Source organism: Paenibacillus sp. AK002, assembly GCF_053903045.1.
In genome coordinates, this window is record NZ_CP096377.1 from 3,881,102 (window position 1) to 3,899,210 (window position 18,109).

17 protein-coding genes are annotated in these 18,109 nt (G+C 47.1%); 1 reads left to right on the plus strand and 16 read right to left on the minus strand.

The genetic code is table 11. The features are described from left to right. Positions 1-119: 119 nt before the first annotated feature. The 13 genes from M1D70_RS17045 to M1D70_RS17105 form a co-directional block, all read right to left on the minus strand. Positions 120-1,058: a sensor histidine kinase gene (locus M1D70_RS17045; RefSeq protein WP_456287421.1), complete on the minus strand. Its 939-nt coding sequence runs from the start codon at positions 1,056-1,058 to the stop codon at positions 120-122. 3 nt (positions 1,059-1,061) lie between these two features. Then, the gene (locus M1D70_RS17050) at positions 1,062-1,760 is read right to left on the minus strand and encodes a response regulator transcription factor (protein WP_009592452.1); all 699 of its coding nucleotides are present in this window, start codon (positions 1,758-1,760) and stop codon (positions 1,062-1,064) included. Positions 1,761-1,988: 228 nt separating this feature from the next. Further along, positions 1,989-3,095 (minus strand): MBL fold metallo-hydrolase, encoded by a 1,107-nt coding sequence (locus M1D70_RS17055; RefSeq protein WP_456287422.1) that lies wholly within the window; start codon positions 3,093-3,095, stop codon positions 1,989-1,991. 77 nt (positions 3,096-3,172) lie between these two features. Next, entirely contained in the window at positions 3,173-3,745 is a 573-nt protein-coding gene (locus tag M1D70_RS17060; protein ID WP_456287423.1) for a TetR/AcrR family transcriptional regulator, read from the minus strand. A 110-nt stretch (positions 3,746-3,855) separates the two neighbouring features. After that, entirely contained in the window at positions 3,856-4,251 is a 396-nt protein-coding gene (locus tag M1D70_RS17065; protein ID WP_009592451.1) for a MerR family transcriptional regulator, read from the minus strand. Positions 4,252-4,309: 58 nt separating this feature from the next. Continuing rightward, positions 4,310-5,290, minus strand: coding sequence for an aldo/keto reductase (locus M1D70_RS17070; RefSeq protein ID WP_456287424.1), 981 nt, complete (start codon positions 5,288-5,290; stop codon positions 4,310-4,312). A 359-nt stretch (positions 5,291-5,649) separates the two neighbouring features. After that, positions 5,650-6,957 (minus strand): MFS transporter, encoded by a 1,308-nt coding sequence (locus M1D70_RS17075; RefSeq protein ID WP_456287425.1) that lies wholly within the window; start codon positions 6,955-6,957, stop codon positions 5,650-5,652. Positions 6,958-7,105: 148 nt separating this feature from the next. Beyond that, positions 7,106-7,783: an ArsR/SmtB family transcription factor gene (locus M1D70_RS17080; RefSeq protein ID WP_456287426.1), complete on the minus strand. Its 678-nt coding sequence runs from the start codon at positions 7,781-7,783 to the stop codon at positions 7,106-7,108. A 199-nt stretch (positions 7,784-7,982) separates the two neighbouring features. Further along, on the minus strand, positions 7,983-8,576 hold the full coding sequence (locus M1D70_RS17085; RefSeq protein WP_456287427.1) for a YdeI/OmpD-associated family protein: 594 nt from the start codon (positions 8,574-8,576) through the stop codon (positions 7,983-7,985). Positions 8,577-8,882: 306 nt separating this feature from the next. Further along, the gene (helD, locus tag M1D70_RS17090; RefSeq protein WP_456287428.1) at positions 8,883-11,297 is read right to left on the minus strand and encodes an RNA polymerase recycling motor HelD; all 2,415 of its coding nucleotides are present in this window, start codon (positions 11,295-11,297) and stop codon (positions 8,883-8,885) included. Between the two features lie 450 nt (positions 11,298-11,747). Next, positions 11,748-12,533: a squalene/phytoene synthase family protein gene (locus M1D70_RS17095; protein ID WP_456287429.1), complete on the minus strand. Its 786-nt coding sequence runs from the start codon at positions 12,531-12,533 to the stop codon at positions 11,748-11,750. 231 nt (positions 12,534-12,764) lie between these two features. Beyond that, the gene (locus M1D70_RS17100) at positions 12,765-13,127 is read right to left on the minus strand and encodes a DUF4181 domain-containing protein (RefSeq protein WP_456287430.1); all 363 of its coding nucleotides are present in this window, start codon (positions 13,125-13,127) and stop codon (positions 12,765-12,767) included. A gap of 175 nt (positions 13,128-13,302) precedes the next feature. Further along, positions 13,303-14,553 carry an MFS transporter gene (locus M1D70_RS17105; RefSeq protein WP_456287431.1) on the minus strand — a complete coding sequence of 417 codons (1,251 nt, stop codon included), beginning with the start codon at positions 14,551-14,553 and terminating at the stop codon, positions 13,303-13,305. 375 nt (positions 14,554-14,928) lie between these two features. On the opposite strand from M1D70_RS17105, the gene M1D70_RS17110 reads away from it, so the two are divergent. Then, positions 14,929-15,813, plus strand: coding sequence for an aminoglycoside phosphotransferase family protein (locus M1D70_RS17110; RefSeq protein WP_456287432.1), 885 nt, complete (start codon positions 14,929-14,931; stop codon positions 15,811-15,813). A 57-nt stretch (positions 15,814-15,870) separates the two neighbouring features. Here M1D70_RS17110 and M1D70_RS17115 read toward each other — a convergent pair whose 3' ends face one another. The 3 genes from M1D70_RS17115 to M1D70_RS17125 all read right to left on the minus strand — a co-directional run bounded on the left by M1D70_RS17115 (position 15,871) and on the right by M1D70_RS17125 (position 18,017). After that, the gene (locus M1D70_RS17115) at positions 15,871-16,749 is read right to left on the minus strand and encodes an ADP-ribosylglycohydrolase family protein (protein WP_456287433.1); all 879 of its coding nucleotides are present in this window, start codon (positions 16,747-16,749) and stop codon (positions 15,871-15,873) included. 170 nt (positions 16,750-16,919) lie between these two features. Next, on the minus strand, positions 16,920-17,336 hold the full coding sequence (locus tag M1D70_RS17120) for a VOC family protein (protein ID WP_456287434.1): 417 nt from the start codon (positions 17,334-17,336) through the stop codon (positions 16,920-16,922). Between the two features lie 171 nt (positions 17,337-17,507). After that, positions 17,508-18,017 carry a GNAT family N-acetyltransferase gene (locus tag M1D70_RS17125; RefSeq protein WP_456287435.1) on the minus strand — a complete coding sequence of 170 codons (510 nt, stop codon included), beginning with the start codon at positions 18,015-18,017 and terminating at the stop codon, positions 17,508-17,510. Positions 18,018-18,109 lie beyond the last annotated feature (92 nt).

Below are 18,109 nucleotides of genomic sequence, written 5' to 3' on the forward strand. Positions count from 1 at the left end.
ACCTGAAAATGGACTTATTCCTTTCCCGTTCCTTACATGTTTCTTAAGAATGAATCGAAACGTGCGGCTGAAATAAAAAAGAGACGTTGAACAAGAGGACAACATCTCATGGATTAAGATTAGTAGGTTAATTGCTTAAATTTGCATGTGAAAATGGTCTTTTTGTCAGCCTCCGAGCTGCTTAGACTGATTCGTCCGTTCATTTCTTCCGTTAGGCGCTTGGAGATACTGAGTCCCAGCCCGCTTCCTTGAAATTGCGGGTTCCGGGCATCGTCCAGGGTATAGAGCCTTTCGAATACGCGTTCGTGATGAACCTCAGCGATCCCTTTGCCACGGTCCCACACGTCTACGGCCACGTATTCTCCTTCTTCCCGAACCGTCACCCCGAACACGCCTCCGTCGCTTCCATAGCGGATGGAATTCGATATGAGGTTGCTCAATATTCGATGCAGCGCATCCTTGTTGCCAAGGAAATAAAAGGGCAGCTCCGGAATGTCGATCTCAACTCGAAGATTTCTCGAAGCCAGCAGGTCGTAAAACTCAAGAACACTGTTCCGGCAAACCTCGCTCAATGATATTTTGCTAAGCGGAATATCATAATCCTCCGACTCGATTTTGACAAGGTCGAAGAATTGATTAAGCAAGGCGATCAGACTGTTTACTTTTTCATTCAAACGTTGAATGACTTGCTCCTCGTCTTGCGCGGTCAACGTATTCTTCTGATTCAGTTTTTCCGTGTAGCCGAGAATGACCGTCAGCGGCGTCTTCAAATCATGGGACATGTTTGAGATCATTTTCTTTTGGCTGTCCTTCGTTCTGGCATAATCCGCAAATACCTTCTGTTTGTTATCCAGCAGACGGTTAATCTGTGTGAGCAGCTGCCTGACGGCATCGTCGCCCGTGGGCACCAACACTTTCTCTGCTGTGTCCTGGTCCAGAATATCGGAGATTTTATTCGCTGTCTCGAGGATGCTTTGATTTTGTTTCTTCTTTGAAACAAATAGCCATGCGATGATTGCAACCAATAGCGCAATGATGACGGATAAAAGAAGGACCATGTGCTAATCCCCCATTTTATATCCGATTCCCCAAATCGTCCGAATGTATTGCGGACCTGACGGATCCTCTTCGATTTTTTCCCGGAGTCTCCGAATATGTACATTAATCACGTTCTCATTCCCATAATAATCTTCTTCCCAAATGAGCTGATAGATTTGCTCCTTGGTGAATACCCTGCTGTGATTGGTTAGGAGCAGCTTCAAAATATGGAATTCCTTCGCGGTGAGCGGCACGCTTTTCCCTTTGACTTTTACGGAGAACGAATGCAAGTCCAGGACGAGATCCTTAAATGCAATGACGGGGGGTTCGGCAGGTTTGCTTTCCGTTTCCGCGTATAACGTTGCCCTCCGAATGGCAGCTTGAACCCTGGCTGTTAATTCGATCATGGAGAAAGGCTTGCTTATATAATCATCCGCGCCAAACCCAAGGCCCATGGCCTTGTCGAGGTCGCTGCCTTTCGCAGAAATAATTAAAACAGGAACTTTGCTGGTCTCTCGAATATGTTTGAGCAGCTCCATGCCGTTTACCTTAGGGAGCATCAAATCGAGCAAGATCAGATCGAACTTCTCTTTTTGAAAAAGCGCGAGTGCTTCCTCGCCGTCGCGTGCAGATGCAACGCTGTAATGATCCTGTTTCAGCTGGCTTTCAATCAACTGATTGATGTCGTTGTCGTCTTCAACGAGCAGAATGCGTTTTTGCATATCCTATGTCCTCCTGAGCATGCTCTGATCCATTCCACGGTTCCGATCCGGAACAGTAGTTTTTTCGATTTTAACACAAATTGGCATAATCTAGTGATCAATATGGATGAGGCAATTACAGAAAAATCTTTCGCAGCAATCGGGTGCGGCTTCATCGGTGAAACAAAAAAATCCGCGGATTCCGCGGATTAATAATGCATGTACGTTGATAAATCGCCGCTGTTTTTGTTATCTCCACCAAACGACAGCATGATCAGGCTCCGTTGAATATTCCGATGGAGCTATTACTAACGACTCCCCAATTAGAGGAGTAAGTATGTGCACGTGCTTTTGTTTAGCAGCCGTAGTCACGCGTTCGATTGGTTCATTCCAGTCATGCAAGGCCAACGTGAACCCTGCCCAATGGATCGGAATCAACAATTGCCCTTTCACGTCCAGATGAGCCTGCACCGTCTCTTCAGGCATCATATGAATGTTCGCCCAACGCTTGTCATATTGACCGCATTCCATGAGCGTCACATCAAATGGTCCGTATTTTTCACCGATCTCTTGAAAATGAGGACCATACCCGCTATCCCCGCTGAAATACACTCGGCTCTTGTTGCTGATAATGACCCAAGACGACCACAAGGTCGAATCGCGGTCAAACAGGCTTCGCCCTGAAAAGTGTCTCGCTGGCGTGCAGATGAGTTGTAGACCGTCCAACCCGGATGCATCCCACCAATTATGTTCGGTAATACTCGATTTTGGGATCCCCCAGCGCTCCAAGTGACCACCAAGGCCAAGCGGCACATAAAAATGCTTAACCTTCTTCTTTAGCTTCTGGATGGAACTGAAATCCAGATGATCATAATGATCATGAGACAAAACGACGGCGTCAATGGGAGGAAGCTTGTCCAGATCAATAGGAATATCCCTGCTATAACGTTGATTCCCAAAAACAGGGATTGGGGATGGCGACGTTCCTAACATAGGGTCGAACAGCAGCGTTTTCCCCTCGATTTCCAGCATGAATGCCGAATGTCCAAACCACGTCACACGTGTTAGGGCTTGTTGTTGTATACTTGCGGGATCTACTCGCTTAATCGGTAATGGAGAAGTCGGCTTCCGATTGGGATTACGTTTCATGTAATCGCGTAATAGTGACTTGAAGTCCGCTGCTCCCATCCTCATGGAGGTATGGATTGGATTCACAAAACGTTTGCGGTCAAAATTCGGGAGATTGCGAAATTCGTTTCGTTTCTCCCTAGATACTCTTTGGCCGAATGGCAGATAATATCTCAGAAACAATGCAATGGATAAAATTAAAGCTGCGCATATCAGGAAAATGGTCATAAGGTTCTACCTCGATTTGTCCAATCCGGTGTAAGAAAAGAATCGGATTACATTAATTTTAATGCTACTTCTTACGTTTAAGCTTTCACTGCATCCCAGCTCATAACTATAGCTGCTTCCAATTCCCGATTACCCAATCGGGCTCCGTTCTTCAGATGTGATTTCGCCAATTCGGCTACGGGTAAGATCGAATATACGATCAACATATCCACATCTTCCGCTTTCAATATGTTCTGCTTCTTTCCCGTTTCAAACATCTCGAAAATAGGCTGGAATAGGCTTGCGGTATCGTCCAAACACCATTTCTGGGGTAATGGAGAAGCCTTGATTTGCTCTAAAAATAAAAAATAGTCTTTGTGCGTATGTATAAACTCAACATACTTGCGGATGATCGATTCAAAGCGTTCTTTAACGGATCGCGTATCATCGAATCCCTGTAACATGCTCTTACTCATTTTGCCCTTCACTTTTAAGTAAGTTTTAAGCAGCAGATCCTCCTTATTCTCATGATAAATATAGATCGTTGCAGCCGATACATTAGCTTTTTTAGCTATTTTGGAAATCGACGTTTCCGCAAAACCAATCTCATTCACTAATTGAATTGTTGCATCAAAAATGGCTTCCACTTTGTTATCATCTCTATGTCTCATGAAACTATAATAAACGATCATTTATTTATAATCAAGAAACCAGGTCAACAGTATTCTAAACGCTAAGAAAACCGGGTCGGGAACCCTCCCGAAACCCGGTTTTGTATAAGTTAGTCTGCCTGCTTCCTGAGCGCATTTTCTTTTGTCATGATGGTCTGTTCATATCTTGCGATTTTATCGTTCAGACGCGTCAGTGTGTTTGTCATTTCTTCGATCTTCTCCCCAAGTCGATTACGCTGTTCCATCAACAATCCCTTTCGCGTTTCGAGTGTGTCGTCCCCTTGTTGAAAAAGCGAAACATACTCGATCAGCACCTCGACCGGAAGCCCCGCGCTTTGACGCATGCATTTAACAAAATCGACCCACTTGATGTCTTCCACCGTGTAATCCCTGATACCGTTTTTGTTCCGGTTTACAGGAGGAATCAACCCAATGCGCTCATAATAGCGCAGGGTATCCTGGGAAAGCCCGAACCTTTCGCTGATTTCTTTAATCGTCACCGCCATGTCTTGATTCACCTACTTTTAGTTCAATACCTTTTCCTGAATTAGTCAGTTGTTAAAGCTATAAGGCACCCACAACCCGGTGAGGTATGTACGGCTCTTCCAGGGAAGCCATCTCCTCCGGCGTGAGTTTGACCGTAAGCGCGGCTGCGGCATCCTCCAGGTGAGATATTTTGGTCGCGCCGACAATGGGAGCCGTGATCGGTTCTTTCTGCAGCAGCCAGGCGAGCGCAACTTGAACACGGGGAATGCCACGCTCTTCCGCAATGCCTGCAAGCCGTTCCACAATGGCCCGATCGGCATCCGCCGTGGCATCATACTTGGCTTTCTGAGTCATGTCGGTTTCGGAGCGATGCGTCGTCTCTGACCAATCGCGCGTCAATCGTCCCGATGCGAGAGGGCTGTACGGGATCACGCCGATTTTTTCGGATTTGCACAGCGGCAGCATTTCGCGCTCTTCTTCGCGGTAAATGAGGTTGTAATGGTTCTGCATCGAAACGAAACGGGTCCAGCCATTCTTTTCAGCGGTATGCTGGGCCTTGAGAAACTGCCATGCATACATGGCTGAAGCTCCGATGTAGCGAACCTTTCCGGCTTTCACCACATCATGAAGCGCCTCCATCGTTTCTTCGATAGGCGTATCATAATCCCATCGATGAATCTGGTACAGATCAACATAATCGGTACCCAGCCGCTTGAGGCTCTTGTCGATTTCGCTCATGATTGCCTTCCGGGACAGCCCCATCCCATTGGGTCCCTCGTGCATACGGAAATGAACCTTTGTCGCCAGGACGATTTCGTCGCGATTCGCATATTCTTTCAAGGCGCGGCCGACAATTTCCTCGCTTGTACCGTCCGAGTAGACATTCGCCGTATCAAAGAAATTGATGCCAAGCTCCAGTGCCTTTTTAATAATAGGACGGCTGCTCTCTTCATTCAACACCCATTGATGCATCCAGCGCTCGGCTACGCCAAATCCCATGCATCCAAGACAGATCCGGGATACGTCGAGACCGGTGTTCCCTAGTTTCACATACTCCATAATTATCCCTCCTCTGACTTAAGTCTATCACTTGGAGTTAACTCTAAGTCAATACGCAATAAACGCTCATGATGCTCCCCTTGACTCTAAACCACATAAACAAAAGAAACACCGTATTAATCACGGAGTTTCCTTTGCATGATTGTGTATTGCTAGCTTACGAATCGCTTTGAACCGTAGATAACGAAACGAGGACAGGACTGGCAAAATCCGAAGCCTCCTCGCCTTTTGGATTGTGAAGACGGCCCCCTACGTCAGAAACATGCGGACATTTAAAAGGTGAAGAATCAACGAAAAGAAGCTCCGCCTTTTTCACAAGGAGAGCTTCTTACGGGTTAGTCTGCAACGTCGGGTTCGCGTTAGAAAGAGATGGATTTTTCGTTTTTATCCTGACCTTGCCATAGCATAACCGGGATCAGAAGCAGGGCGAGTATGCTCCCGGCAAATGAAAGTGTGGCATAACTGGAATGAGCAACCACCATACCTGAAAGGGCACCACCTGATGCCCCCGCAAGGGCAATCAATACGTCAACAGACCCTTGCACTTTCGCACGGTTTGTTGAGGTTGTTGCATCTACGATCAATGCCGTTCCGCTGATCAAGCCAAAATTCCATCCCAACCCTAGAAGAGATAGGGCGACAATCAATACGGTCATGGAATCAGCCGGTGCTATGGCGGCAATGACCCCTGCAAGCAGTAGCGTAACTCCAGAAGCCATAGCCATTGCCTTACGTCCGATTTTATCGACCAGGATACCGGTAATCAGGGATGGAAGATACATCGATCCGATATGAAAACCAATGACAAGACCCACTTCGCTTAGTCCATGACCATGATGTCTCATATGTACGGGCGTCATAGTCATAATTGCTACCATGATAATTTGCGTTAAGATCATAACCACAGCGCCGATTGCGATTCCACGCTTTCCTGATCCTGCAGTACCCATTTCTTTTGCCGAAGCGGCATGCTTATCCGATTTTCCCTGCAGTGCTATAGCATTTGCTACCAACAAAGGATCGGGACGTAGAAAAATTAGCAAAACGATGCCCGCAAGGATATATGCTGCAGCTGCCAATAAAAAGGGCCCGGCCAAACTCGGTATCCCCACCGACAGGGCGAAATCGCCAGTGACATTCACTAGATTCGGGCCTGCTACTGCACCAAAGGTAGTGAATACCATGGCCGTACTAGCTGCGGTTGCTCGTTGCTTAGAGTTAGCCAGGTCCGTCCCGGCATAACGTGCCTGCAAATTCGTTGCGGTGCCTGCGCCATATATCAATAATGAGATTAAGAGCAGAGTCAGGCTATTCAACATGGCTGCTAATACGACTCCAATCGCTCCTATGCCTCCCGTCAGAAAACCGAGTCCCAATCCCAAACTGCGTCCATATCGTTGGGAAAGACGGCCAACCAGCAAGGCCGCACCAGCTGAGCCTAACGTAAACAGTGCCGTTGGTATACCCGTAAAGTTGTCGGTTCCCAGCATATCCTGAGCCAAAAGCGCCCCTACGGTAATGCCTGCCGCAAGACCAGCGCCCCCGAAAATTTGTGAAACAACAACGATGTTTAGTGTCCGCCGGTACAATTTACGTTGTTTTTCGGGTGAATCCACATAGCCTTGCAGCGAAGCCGGCAGCTTCGTCATGTCTTTTTTCGAATACATTCAAATGACATCCTTCCGTAGAAATGCGATATGAAGTTGCCCCTCTGATTACCTTGAATCGAGGCCGGTTCCACAGACCTTAAGCTTTCCAATTCGTCGTCGTATACCTTCATGATTGAGTGAATTGATAAATTGAAGGAAGCTTGTTTCACGAAATGGCCTGCTCTTCGCTGTTTCGCTTATTCGTAAATGCTTCCCAGTCCTGAACCCTCTTGCTTAAGCGAGCCGCATCGATTCCTTTGGACTTTAGTATCTCGATGGCTTTGACAGACATTAAACAGTGAGGACCTCGGCAATAGGCTACGACTTTGGCCTTCTCAGGCAATACATGTAGCTGTTCGGCCAGCTCTTCTATAGGTATCGAGATAGCGCCAGGAATATGAGCAGCTTCATATTCGTCCTGTGGACGAACATCGATCAGCGTCACTTCCCCTGCTTCCATGCGGCTCATGAGTTCTTCAAACGATACTTCTTCTATATCCGATAGCTGACCCAGGAATTCGTTTTTAATATGCTGGACTTCAATTAGTTGTTTTTCAGATAAACCATACAGAGAGTCTAAAAAGTGCAAGACTGCAGGATCAGCGATTTCATAAATAACGAAATTCCCTCGTTTCTTATAATCGACTAGTTTGGCATAATGGAGTGTCTGCAAGTGTTGAGAGACATTCGCTATAGACATGGATGTAATTTTCGATATAGCTTCTACGGATTTTGGTCCTTGTGTCAAAACATCCAGAATTTCTAAACGTTTTGGACTGGAAAGGCATTTTCCAATTCGTGTAAATTCCCTGTATAATTCGTCTTTAAGCTCTCTTTCGTTCATGGATTCAACACTCCTGCAATAAACTATTCAATTGATATATTGAATAGTTTAAGTGGCATTCTGGTTTGCGTCAATATTCTAATAATAAAAAAACAGGCTGCCGGTTGGATGAACCAGCAGCCTGTTACCTCGGCGTGTATTCTTGTTTGGAAGAACTCTGCGCTTAGCGCAGTGTTTAATCCCCAATATGTAAAAATAACTAATCGTTTAATCCCTTACCATTCAGGATATGCGGGATATATTTTTCAACCCTTGACTCTCGTGTTTTGGCTTGCTTGGGTGCAGAGAAATGCAGAATGTACGCTCTCTGCCGACCTGGCGTCAATGCTTCAAAAGCCTCTTTTAGGTTAGTCATTTCCTCGAACTTATTCTCCAGCTCTACAGGTATGGTGTAATCCGTATTCTTTTTAAAATTTACTTGCAGACCGGCTTTCTCCACTTCAATGGCTTCCGTAATATAGGCTCTCACGATCAGTTGCATTTCATCTATATCTTGAGCATTGGTAAACCGAATCTGGCGCGCGGCCTGAACGTTCTCCGTTTGCTGGATCAGGATCCCATGGGGATCTTTTAACAATGCGCCTTTGTGAAACAGAAGCGCACAATAATCCTTAAAACCGTGGATCAACACGATATTTTTACCGTCGAACGTGTAACAAGGATGCATCCACTTAAAATCCTCGGTCAGCCCGCAGTCCAGCGCAATTTCTCTCAATAGCCCGAACTCTTCCTTCCACTTTTTAAGCTTATTAAAATACGGATCAATCTTTGTATTCCTTTCACCTTTTGTCATCAAGGTGCCTCCTCTGCGTTTGGTAGTTCAAAAACGGCATCTGGCCACGGCCTCCTACTATACGACACCATTCGGTGACGAATTCATTGTATGACACCGTTAAGTGTCGTGTCAACGGAGGTAATTAATCCCCAGGATGCACCGAGAGCTCCTTAAGCCGTAGCTTGTCCTGTGACAAGTCACTCAGCGCCAAGCCAGGGAGGAACAGTCCCGCCCCGTCTAAAGATGTATTGGACAGACTAACAAAATCAACTAAATAATAACCTTGGTCGATTTAATGGCCAAGGTTATTGACATACGAGCAAATTATGTTGTTTTCTCATACAAACGCTCAGGCACTGCCTGCACGAACGGAGACCACTCGCCCGTCGCGTAAAGATGCAAGCGGTGCATGGCCCGCGTACAGGCCGTATAAAGAAGCTTGCGTTCATTTTCCCTGCCGTAGGCTTCAGACGAAGCATCATAGACTAAGACCGCATCGAACTCGATGCCCTTTGCCAGATATACGGGGATAACCATCACCCCGTTTTGATAGGTGACGGTCTCCTTCGTAATGAGCTGCAAGGCTTCGCATCCCTGCAACTGTAATGATTCCAATGCTTGCCGGCTTTCGGCCGCAGTCTTCGTAATGATGGCAATAGAGTCGATGCCTTCGGCTTTAAGTGCCGCGATGTCTTTCAGCAACTGCGCATCACGTCTCTCTCTGCCTTCAAACCTAGCAAGAACAGGCTTCGGTCCGCTCCTCTCAAAGGGTACGATGTCCGACTCATCGATAAGCAGTTCTTTCGTGAATTCCACGATCTCCCGTGTAGAACGATAACTGCGCACTAGACGAATCAAGCTTGTATCGGCTTCACCATAAAGCCGAAGCAGAGGCGAATCGTCCCCTTGCAGCTTTGTGGACTGCATGAAAATCGCCTGCCCGAAATCGCCGAGTACCGTCATGCGGGCACGAGGGAATAGTTTTTTGAGATACTCGTATTGAAACGGCGAGTAATCCTGTCCCTCATCGACGAAGATATGCCGAATCTCGGTGTTCGTCCGAACGCCTTCGATCAATTCTTTTAAATACAAATAAGGAGTCGCATCCTCATAGAATAATTCGAGCCGATCCAGCTTTTCTTTGGTTTGCTTGCAGATTTCAGGCCACATTGCAGGGACATCGGACTCCTTCGTTTTTTCCCGATATGCAGCTACATCGCCGAACAACTGGACGTATATGCCATGGGCATCGATAAACGATAATTTCCTCACGGTTTGCCTCAGCGGTTTGAAGCTCTTCTTCACGATCCGCTGGCTGAGCAATTCCTCTTCCCGTCCGGCGAAGTCAAAGTCGCCTTCATCTCCCCGGCGTTTTTTGCTTTTTATCTCGTTCACTACGGCGTAATGCTCGGCAATGTCAAAGACTTCCCGATCCTTGTGCAGCTCGTCGAACACCTCCGCATAGAGCTCCGTATCGAGGTAACTCAGCTCCTCGACTACCCAGGACGCCTTAAGCTCCTTGCGTTCCAGTAGTGATAACTCCTTCATCAGCCATTTCTGTAGCTGCTCGACCCGATTGGCCAAGCTCAAGGAAGGCTCGTAGCTGTAAAATTGGGTCCTCATTTGCTCCGCCGTAATCAGATCACGCTCCCGGAATCGAATGCCTTTGAATAGCATCCCTTCCCGGCCCAGCCACTGCGCATAATTCTGCAAGGCTTTCATGAAAGACTCCGATGCCTTGTATTGAATTCCCTGAAGACGTGTCTCGTAATTCGGGGTTGATTGTGCGGTCAGCACATATTCGATCTGATCAAAGGGATCCTCCAGTCGCAAGGATGGACCCAGCCAGTATTCGAGATATTCCTGCAGCGTCGTCTGCTGCATGTTCTCCTCTCCGAGCTCGGGAAGAACAGAGGATACATAGCTATTAAAAATCGGATTCGGCGAGAAAAGAACGATCTGGTCAGCCTTCAGCGAATCGCGGTTTTTATACAGCAAGTACGCCACGCGCTGCAAGGCCGCAGAGGTCTTCCCGCTGCCGGCCGCGCCCTGTACGATCAGAAGCCGGCTGCGATCGTTTCGGATGATGGCGTTTTGCTCCCGTTGAATGGTGGATACGATGCTTTTCATCTGTGAATCTGCGCCTTTGGCAAGCATTTGCTGGAGCAGCTCGTCGCCGATCGTCAGGTTCGCATCAAACATATTTCGAATTTGACCATTGTGAATCTGATACTGCCGTTTCAGCTCCATCCTACCCGAAATCTGCCCCATCGGCGTGATGTATGAGGCCGCGCCTGGGGAGTGGTCGTAGTAAAGACTTGCGATGGGAGTACGCCAATCATACACCAGAAAGTTCATTCCATCTTCATCGATGAAGGATGATACGCCGATATAAATCTGCTCGCTCAGGTTCATGCCGTCTTCCAGAAAATCGACGCGCCCGAAATAGGGAGAAGGCAACAACTGATTGAAGTTCTTCCATTGCTGGGTCAGAAGCCGCTGCCGGCGTTCCCGTTCGGATAATATCGCGGCCTGTTGTTTGATCGTATAGAATGTTTCTTCGAATTCTTCATCCGTGCTTGTGTTCACCGTTACTTCTTCCCAGAATCGTCTGCGTATCTCAGCGGCCTGGTCGCTTAGCCCGGTAACCACAGGTTCCAACTCGCCAATCCTTGCTTTCAGCTTTTCCCTGACCTGTTCCAGCCGTTCTTGTTCTGTCTGCCATTCTTTTGCTTCCATGATGTGCTGACACACTCCCTTTACCATTTTATGGGGATAAAAAAGAGCATTGACAAATCAGAGGTCACTGGTGTACAATCAAATTAGGAATAGTAATGATAATGCCAGTTAACTTGATTTTTTTCAATTGCGCTATTGATTATAACATAGCGTCTTTTTCATGTTCAATTATTTTTTTATTGTCGCTTGGCTTATGGCCAAGCTTTTTTTATTTCTGCATATGATGAACTTCTCCGCTCTCCCTCATAAATCCTTGTCCCTTCGCGTATCCACTTCTCACCATCGGTCCATCCGTCCGTTTCATGGAGGGAATTTATTAGTACTTAACAAAAAAGCAGCCGATTACGTGTCGGCTGCCTACTCAATATGGATCTATCGGATTTCTTGCAGTTCATTCACTTGCCTGTCACTAAGTTATTATCACTCCCGGTATACATTCGAACAATGCGATTAACCGGTTACGCGATTCACGATTTTCAGTACGGCATCCCTCGTTAATTTGCTTCCGCCAGCAGATATAAGATTTACTGTGGCATGAGCTAAAGATAATGGAATTTTGCAAAATTTCAATGCTGGACCATCCTTCAAATCGGCAATATAAGAATCGGCAATTTGTAAATTGCGGCGTGTGTATTGCTGCATCTCCTTAAATCCCCAACCATCCGGATAGAAGTCGACGCCACGATGAAGATCCTCTTCTCTATTGCGAAGGATATTTACCGCTTGTAGTCCTCTTCCGAAGGCAATTGCTTTGGTTGAATCAGACTGCGTCCCGTCATGCCAGAGCCAAAGCTCGGATAACAATTCTCCAACCATCCCAGCCACGCTATAGGTATATCTGTCCAAATCCTCTTCCGTATGGATATTCCACCCGCTTTGAACCCACTGCGCCATATGCAACGACATCTTGGCGATGTAGCGATATACGATTGGGGCACATGACGACGGACAAAGATGCGCCCAGTCATCGATCTGCATCGTAACGGCCGGTAGTATTTCTTGGTAAGGTGAAAGCAAATGCTGTGTTCGGGTTACCATCGTATCCTCGGATTTGAATATATCATGAATGCCCAGCAGCAGTTTCACTTTCACTTCGTCCGTGAGTTCTTTATGGTCCTCGATTTCGTCAATTGCCCTCATGCATAGATAGGCAGATGTAACAGCCTCCTTTAATCCCAATTCCAAATAACTTATGGGAATATAAAAAGTCCGGCTCGTCTTCTTTAACATGATCATCGCTTCATTCAGGGTAACGTTACTAATGAGTATTCCCTCCAAGTATCAGACTCAGCTTTATATTAATTATTACTATGATAACATACATAGATATGGTTAAAGCAAATTTGCTAACGTCCATCGTTAAAACAAAAAAAGCCGCGGTTTCCACGGCTTTTTATGCATGTTTAATCTTATCCTATCAAACAGGGCGACCATAGTAGGTTATCGGATTCCGTTCTTCTTGTCTTGTTATGCAAATAGCTCCAGGCCAAGAAAGAGCAGTAAACCGCTAACACTTGCATAAGCACTGAGGAAATGTTGTTTGGTGTCCTTCATATAGTGTCTTTCTACAAGGGAACGGAACGCATGCAGAATTGCAACAACAAGAATAACATCCTGATGAGCCCACACTCTCCATTCCAATACATATCTCATAACGAAGATAGCAATGAGGGAAGCGACTACTAGGATGATCTCTCCAATCAAATGAAATCGATTGATATGCTTATATAGCAGTCCGTCTGACGTGGAGGAGACCTTCAGCTTTTTTTTGATCCAAACGTAGCCGCAAATGAAGATGATCGCATACAACATGAGTGTCATGAGGAACATTCATGAGGTCCCCCTTTCAAAAAGTAGCAGTCATTATCAGCTTAACATCTTCATGATAGGTTTTCCACAATTACATGATTATGGAATAAGCTTGATTTGTATTTTCTGAACATCAGATGTCGAAAAAAAACCGGCCATAATCCTGGCCGGTTCTTCCGCATGAAACTGTTAAGGCTTAGGTTTGATGTGCAAGATGTCCGTGATCCGGCGCTTTTTGATTCATGATCGGCACCATGACCAGTGAGCCAAGAAGGAATAATAGTCCTGCCCCGCTATAGATCGTGCTCAGTGTGAAGGCATCCTTTAACGCGCCGGCGAAAGACATCGAAATGACCATCATGCCAACGAACATCGGATTCAAAACCCCGTTCACCCGTCCGACGATGGAAGCATTGGACCATTTCAGAATCATCGTGCTGATCCCGATATGAATGCAAGGGAACACAAGCCCATTTAGAAATTGAACGGTCAGTGTCAACGGAATGCTCGTCGAATACCCGACAATTGTCGTGCAGACGGCGCCAGACAGCATGCCTATGGCAAGAAGTAATTGCGGCGGTACCCGCTTCGCAAAGACGGCTACGATCCCGCCGCCGATCAGCATGGCTGCACCATTCACCATCAGCAGGTATTGCAGGAACTCCTCGCTCCTGCCCAGCCGCTCGGTTACGATAAACAGGTTGAGGGCTTGAGCAACGCCGACCGCAAGTCCTGCGAGAACAAACGCGAGTCCAAGCATTCGCAGCACCTGGCTTTGCCAAACATAGCGGAAGCCCTCAACGAAATCTTTACGGAACTGGCCTTTGGCGGCGATGGTCTGCGGCTTCATATTATCCTCGGGCAGACGAACAAGGACGAGTGCGGACAGCAGAAAAACCGCGCCCATGATCGCAATCGATGTTTCAAGGCCGAACGTGCTGTAAACGAAGGTACCAAGCATAGGGCCAAGCACCATGAAGATGGCCATCAGCGATTGGAATAACGCCATCCCTTGCTGCAGTTGTTCTTCAGCCACATGATACTTAAATAAACGCATGCTTGACGGCTGCGAGAATTGTGAAAGGATAGCCGAGATAAACGCAACGAGGTAGACGGAATGCCAAGAACCGTAATGTAAGGTCAGAAGGACAACGAATACCGATACCGCGGATAACAAGTCGCACCAGATCATTGTTCGCTTAGGCCGCCAGCGGTCGGCAAATGTACCCCCGATGAACGAAAAAACAAAAATAGGAGCGAATTCTGCTACGCTGATTAACGAGATCGCATATGGATCATTATTCGTTCGATCCGCAACGTACAGGAGAATAGCAAAATTACGTACCCATATCCCGATCTGCAGGAGCACGCTGGATAATAAAATCGTCTGCAGGAACCGATTGCGAAGCAGGCTTGGTGCTTGGGTGCTTTTATCGTGCCTAGTCAATCTTTTCTACCTCCAATTTGTCAATGAAAATGCATTTCTTGTGTAATGGAATGACTCTCCTTTCATGATCTAATTATACGGACCGCATCATCGTTCACCTCCTACTTAAGACTGAATTTTCACTTATGTAGTTCCGCTAAATTCCGTTCAATTACAGTTTCTTTTATATCCATTCTCTCCCTTGTATCTGTTCGGAATCGGGAATTATAATGATGGTACCACGCCAGTTCGTTGAATAAACTCCGTAAGCTTGCTTGCATCAACCGGCAGTTTCGGTGAATGGATGCCAACGGAATCCAGAAACTGAAACGGTGTGTATTGAATAAACCAACTGCTGACTTTTATAAAAAATTCACCCCAGGAGGCGTTGAACGTATGATTGAAATTACCACCGAACTTGTACGCCGGTTAATCCATAGTCAATTCCCCCAATGGAAGGATTTAACCATCAAACCAGTGGAAAAAAGCGGACACGATAATCGTACCTATCGGCTGGGTAACGATATGACCGTTCGTCTGCCAAGTCACGAACGCTACGCTTCAGCTGTCGAGAAAGAGCTGACATGGCTCCCGGTCTTCAAACCCCAATTGTCCTTGCCCATTCCGGCTCCGGTTGCAAAAGGAGAGCCTACGGAAGAGTATCCTCTTCCATGGTCGATCAATCGATGGATTGAAGGCGAAACCGTAACGCATGCCAACATTCGGGATGTTAACGAATTTGCCGAAGACCTCGCTGCATTTTTGAAGGAGTTGGAGGCGATCGACGCAAGCGGCGGCGTGCCGGCAGGCACCCAAAATTTTCATCGCGGAGGAAACCTTGCCGTCTATGACAATGAGACCAGATCCATAATCGAAACTCTATCCGACGAATACGATCAAGCGCTTTTGACGGAAATTTGGGAACTCTCCCTTACGACAAAATATCAATCCGCACCGATGTGGCTGCACGGCGATGTTGCTGTAGGCAATCTGCTCGTAAAGGATGGACGGCTGTGCGGCGTTATCGACTTCGGGACTATGGGTGTCGGCGATCCTTCAAGCGACCTCGTGATGGCATGGAACTTTTTTGACGACGACAGTCGCCGGATTTTCCTAAACCGCATGAATTTTGATGATAACACCGTTCATCGCGCACGAGGATGGGCCTTGTGGAAAGCACTCATCACCTTCGATTGGAATGAGCGTGGCTCGGAAGCCTCGAATTGGGGGAAGCACGTGATGGATGTCATTATCCGAGATTATAAAAAGCATGGCGCGTGATATCGAATGCCCTTCATTCGGTAACTGTTCAGCAATCGTCGCTTCGAGACAGACATATTAAGACGTTTTCAACGTATACAGCTGCGAAACCGTCCCGTCGAGCCGATCTTTAATGAGGATCGCTTCCGCATATCGGGCTGGTATGCCTTCATACCCGTAGTAAATACCTGCCAGCCCGCCGGCGATGGCGCCGATCGTATCGGAATCATTCCCTAGATTGGCCGCCTTCTGTACGACTCCTGCAAAATCGGATGTGTTGAGCAAAATATGCAGTACCCAGCGGAAGGTATGCACCACAAAACCGCTCGCCGGACAATCGGGCTCGGCTTCAATCCTGTGTTCGTATTCGCTTCCCGCCACCTCGCCCATGACGGCAGCCCTTAAGTTTTCACCCTGTAAAAGGCGCCGCGCGATTCGGTTGTACATGAGGCAGGCATCGGTGCACCTTGGATCGTAATGCGTCATCCTCGACTGCAGAATCGTCACTCGTTCCATATCCGCCAGATCATTATAGGCCAGTGCCGCCGGCAGGCAGCGCATGAGGGATCCATTCCCGCCGCTTTGCCCCATATCCATATGCGCAACAAAAGCCGCTTCGAGCCAATCCCCGTCGTAGGTTTGAAAAACATGCCGGATGATATTCCCGATGTCTTTGGGCCGCGATTGATACCATTCCATAAAGAAACGCCCGATCGCTTCCATCGGCTCTGCAGGATTCTCGATAATGCCTGCCGCGACGCAAAGCGTCATCATCGTATCGTCGGTCACTTCTCCCGGTTCCAGATTCCAGACCCCGCCGCCGATGATTTCCGTCAAATAACCATACTTTGCTTCGATCTCCCGCGTACTCATAAACTCCGTCGTCCCGCCCAAAGCGTCGCCCACGGCCACCCCGTATAGTCCACCCTTGATGCGGTCGAAATATTTGTTGTCCATGCAAACACCTCACATTCTGTCCATGTAAAACCCCTCGCAGCATTATATCAAATTTATCGCCGAGGAATGTCTTCCCACTCAAGCGATACTCTGTAAAAAGCAGTAAACCCAGCCTTGGTAACGGACTAGGTTTAGTACTTAAAGTCAGTTTCGCCGTTCATGAAAAGACATTAAACCTCAGTATAAATCTGAAAGGTCACGCCGAATTTATCGGTTACATCGCCAAAGCCTGGGCTAAAAGGGGCTTCCTCGAACGGCATATTCACTTGACCCTCTTGCTCCAAGGCTTCAAAAAATCGTTTGGATGTCTCCACGCTGTTCGTTGAAATGCAGATGGTGACCTGTTTGCCTTTCGGAATCGAGGTGCCGATCGGTGCATCCGAGAACATCAGTTCAGCTTTGCCAATCCGCAGCTTCGCATGTGCGACTAGCTGATTTAATGCATCCGTGTATGTGTTCGGCATTTCCGGCATGTCTCCGTATGTAATGATGGAAAGGACTTCGGCATCTAATGCTTGTTCATAGAAGCGGATAGCTTCCCTTGCATTCCCTTCCATATTTAAATAAGGGGTAAGTTTGACTGTCATCCTCATTCAACTCCTTTTTTTCAATCATAGCAAAACAACCAAGAACGGATTTCTTATGGATTGCTATCTTGAAAATCCGGCTAGCCATCCCCTTTATAAAAGTAAAAGCAACCCAAGCGAATGGGCTTGGGTTGCTTCGTTTATTTCAACATGGGTTTTAAGCCGTGCACCTTATGAAACCGAAATTTCCTTTTCCATAATGTAATCGTCCATTACAAATCCATTCCCGATATCCGCGATTTGTTCCCGCACGGTTCGATAGCCTTTTTTCTCATATACGGTGATACTGGATTCATTATGTCGATTAACCGTCAGCCAAATATGGCTCAAGCTTCGGTCTTTACACAGCTTTTCCAGGAATGTCATCGCTTGACTGGCATAGCCGCGTCCGCGGTGCTCCTTGCTAATGTAAAACTTGCTCAGGAAGAGCTTGTCCTCTTCTTGTCTGACCGACATATAACCGACGGTGGAGGAGTCAGTCGAATGGATCAAGTAATATTCGTAGTCCTGATGCCGGATCTGATCCGTAATCGCCGGGACTGCTTGATATTTGCCGATCATGTATTCGATCTGCTCCATTGAAATGATGGATACGTAATATTCGCGCCAAATTTTTGCCGCCAGTCGGGCAACCTCAGCGATTGCTTCCACCGTTTTTACGTGCGTAAATTTCAGTTTCATACATCTTCCCGCCTCTCCCGGATCGTTGGTTCACGCTCTACTACCATATCATCTGATCCCCGGCAGGTTCAAGAATGGTTGGTTGAGCCGGG

Excerpts from the sequence above, each read along its gene's own strand:
- M1D70_RS17050 (WP_009592452.1), bottom strand. The coding sequence starts at position 1,760 with ATGCAAAAACGCATTCTGCTCGTTGAAGACGACAACGACATCAATCAG.
- M1D70_RS17080 (WP_456287426.1), bottom strand. The coding sequence starts at position 7,783 with ATGAACGAAAGAGAGCTTAAAGACGAATTATACAGGGAATTTACACGA.
- M1D70_RS17085 (WP_456287427.1), bottom strand. The coding sequence starts at position 8,576 with ATGACAAAAGGTGAAAGGAATACAAAGATTGATCCGTATTTTAATAAG.
- M1D70_RS17070 (WP_456287424.1), bottom strand. The coding sequence starts at position 5,290 with ATGGAGTATGTGAAACTAGGGAACACCGGTCTCGACGTATCCCGGATC.
- M1D70_RS17060 (WP_456287423.1), bottom strand. The coding sequence starts at position 3,745 with ATGAGACATAGAGATGATAACAAAGTGGAAGCCATTTTTGATGCAACA.
- M1D70_RS17045 (WP_456287421.1), bottom strand. The coding sequence starts at position 1,058 with ATGGTCCTTCTTTTATCCGTCATCATTGCGCTATTGGTTGCAATCATC.
- M1D70_RS17125 (WP_456287435.1), bottom strand. The coding sequence starts at position 18,017 with ATGAAACTGAAATTTACGCACGTAAAAACGGTGGAAGCAATCGCTGAG.
- M1D70_RS17065 (WP_009592451.1), bottom strand. The coding sequence starts at position 4,251 with ATGGCGGTGACGATTAAAGAAATCAGCGAAAGGTTCGGGCTTTCCCAG.
- M1D70_RS17100 (WP_456287430.1), bottom strand. The coding sequence starts at position 13,127 with ATGTTCCTCATGACACTCATGTTGTATGCGATCATCTTCATTTGCGGC.
- M1D70_RS17110 (WP_456287432.1), top strand. The coding sequence starts at position 14,929 with ATGATTGAAATTACCACCGAACTTGTACGCCGGTTAATCCATAGTCAA.
- M1D70_RS17115 (WP_456287433.1), bottom strand. The coding sequence starts at position 16,749 with ATGGACAACAAATATTTCGACCGCATCAAGGGTGGACTATACGGGGTG.
- helD (WP_456287428.1), bottom strand. The coding sequence starts at position 11,297 with ATGGAAGCAAAAGAATGGCAGACAGAACAAGAACGGCTGGAACAGGTC.
- M1D70_RS17120 (WP_456287434.1), bottom strand. The coding sequence starts at position 17,336 with ATGACAGTCAAACTTACCCCTTATTTAAATATGGAAGGGAATGCAAGG.
- M1D70_RS17075 (WP_456287425.1), bottom strand. The coding sequence starts at position 6,957 with ATGTATTCGAAAAAAGACATGACGAAGCTGCCGGCTTCGCTGCAAGGC.
- M1D70_RS17055 (WP_456287422.1), bottom strand. The coding sequence starts at position 3,095 with ATGACCATTTTCCTGATATGCGCAGCTTTAATTTTATCCATTGCATTG.
- M1D70_RS17095 (WP_456287429.1), bottom strand. The coding sequence starts at position 12,533 with ATGATCATGTTAAAGAAGACGAGCCGGACTTTTTATATTCCCATAAGT.